The sequence below is a fragment of the Microcoleus sp. N3A4 genome, from assembly GCF_036701805.1.
Classification (GTDB): domain Bacteria; phylum Cyanobacteriota; class Cyanobacteriia; order Cyanobacteriales; family Microcoleaceae; genus Microcoleus.
Window position 1 is genome coordinate 1 of sequence record NZ_JAUBRJ010000175.1, and the last position, 1,565, is coordinate 1,565.

The 1,565-nt window shown below is 33.9% G+C and carries 3 protein-coding genes and 1 pseudogene; all 4 read right to left on the reverse strand.

The window, feature by feature from the left end:
• Window positions 1–122: 122 nt before the first annotated feature.
• Window positions 123–443 carry a winged helix-turn-helix domain-containing protein gene (locus tag QUA56_RS37070; protein WP_445242985.1) on the reverse strand — a complete coding sequence of 107 codons (321 nt, stop codon included), beginning with the start codon at window positions 441–443 and terminating at the stop codon, window positions 123–125.
• A complete protein-coding gene (locus tag QUA56_RS36545) occupies window positions 329–598 on the reverse strand; it encodes a helix-turn-helix domain-containing protein (RefSeq protein ID WP_333368899.1) in 270 nt (89 codons plus the stop codon). Before QUA56_RS36545 ends, QUA56_RS37070 begins: the two co-directional genes overlap by 115 nt.
• Window positions 599–808: 210 nt before the next feature.
• Window positions 809–1,150, reverse strand: a pseudogene (locus tag QUA56_RS36550) (transposase); the annotation flags it as partial.
• Window positions 1,151–1,185: 35 nt separating this feature from the next.
• Window positions 1,186–1,419 (reverse strand): ISAzo13-like element transposase-related protein, encoded by a 234-nt coding sequence (locus QUA56_RS36555; RefSeq protein ID WP_333368901.1) that lies wholly within the window; start codon window positions 1,417–1,419, stop codon window positions 1,186–1,188.
• Window positions 1,420–1,565 lie beyond the last annotated feature (146 nt).

Consider the following 1,565-nt stretch of genomic DNA (forward strand, 5'->3'; position numbering starts at 1 on the left):
GATAGTTGAGGGCACCAAAATATGTTTGCCTTGATCTCTGATTTGTCATGGGTACTTCTATTCTTTTATTCTTCTTTCCCCAAACATATCCACAAACATCACCCCACAGCAGATGACATTCATCAATCATATACACCACAAGTCTTCCAGCTTCTATCTCGCCCGCGGTTTTCTGCCAGAACTTTTTCGATTTCTATCTTTTTTGTTTTTACCAATTCATCGTTTTTTTTTTGATTACTTTTTTGAGTTTTCTTCCAGCTAACCTTGGCTTCATCAAGTAATGTATAATAACTTTGATTTGATTTGAAACGAACATCATACTTGTCTTCTATATCTGAAACTCCTGTAAGCTCAAATATTCTTGAGTATTTAAGTAATTGACAATCTCTAGGCGTTGCGCTGGACTTAGATATGCTTTTGACCCTTGATACCTCAGCTTTAATTCTTCAACTCCATTTTTGATAAATTTCATTTTGGATTGACTGATAAATGTTGCTGATACATTTAATATTTTTTTAATTTCCGAACCAGTTACGCCCTCAATCCACATCCTTACTGCTAAAGCTCGCTTCAGTTCACGCTTAGTCGGGGTTGCCATCTATAAAATCACTTAATTCTTGTAAATAGTGTTGCTCAGACATATTGCTTTTTTGCCGATTTCCAGTATACAAGTATTATTATACTCCCTAATTATTATAATTTATAAAATTTTGCGACTCATTTAGGACTGCTATATCATAAGTAACTATTGCTGGAATCCTTGATATCTGCCAACATTAGTTTAGTCATGTAATAAGCTGTTTCGCATTTAAATTGTGATAACAGCATTTCCTTTGTTTTTGAGTTTTCGTCCCCATTTGATAACCAATCCTCCTTCATTTAAAAGCTTATGCAACAAAACTTCTAATTCTTCAAGAGATTTAAAAAGTCGATTAGCAATATATTCTTTGGCTGAATGCCATACCAATTCAATCAAGTTATAGTCGGGGCTATATTCAGGTAAGTATTCCAGATGAATATTAGGCATTTCTGTTTTTATTATCTGGATATAGTCTTGTTTCTTGTGAAAGCTGGCATTGTCTAATACGATCACTATTTTAGACCCTTTTTCTGTAAAATTTTCTCGATTGTTTCCCGCTTCTACCCATTCACTTAGGAATGAAAATTTAATAACTTTAGCGTCTGCTAAGTAGTCGGAACTGCACGATAATTCCATTTTGGTAGATATTCATCAAAAATAATTTTCATTATTTCTTTAAATCCCTTAGCTACTTTGCGACCAGTTTCATAAATTTTATCGCTCACATTTACTACCACAGAAAGCCCGGTTTTATTATGAGTTTTTGCCATGAGTTTTTTAACTAGCTCAAGAGGAGTAAAAATTACTCCTTGACAGGCTCTGGTTACGTGAGGAAACAAACGATGTTCAATCGGATTATACTTCGATGTATAGGGAGGATACAGAAGTGTTGAACGCTTATTGATAGAATTCTGAAAATAGACATACGAATCCTATAAAATGCTGATTTCAGCAATTGAAAACAAGTTCCTTAAACCAGTGAATA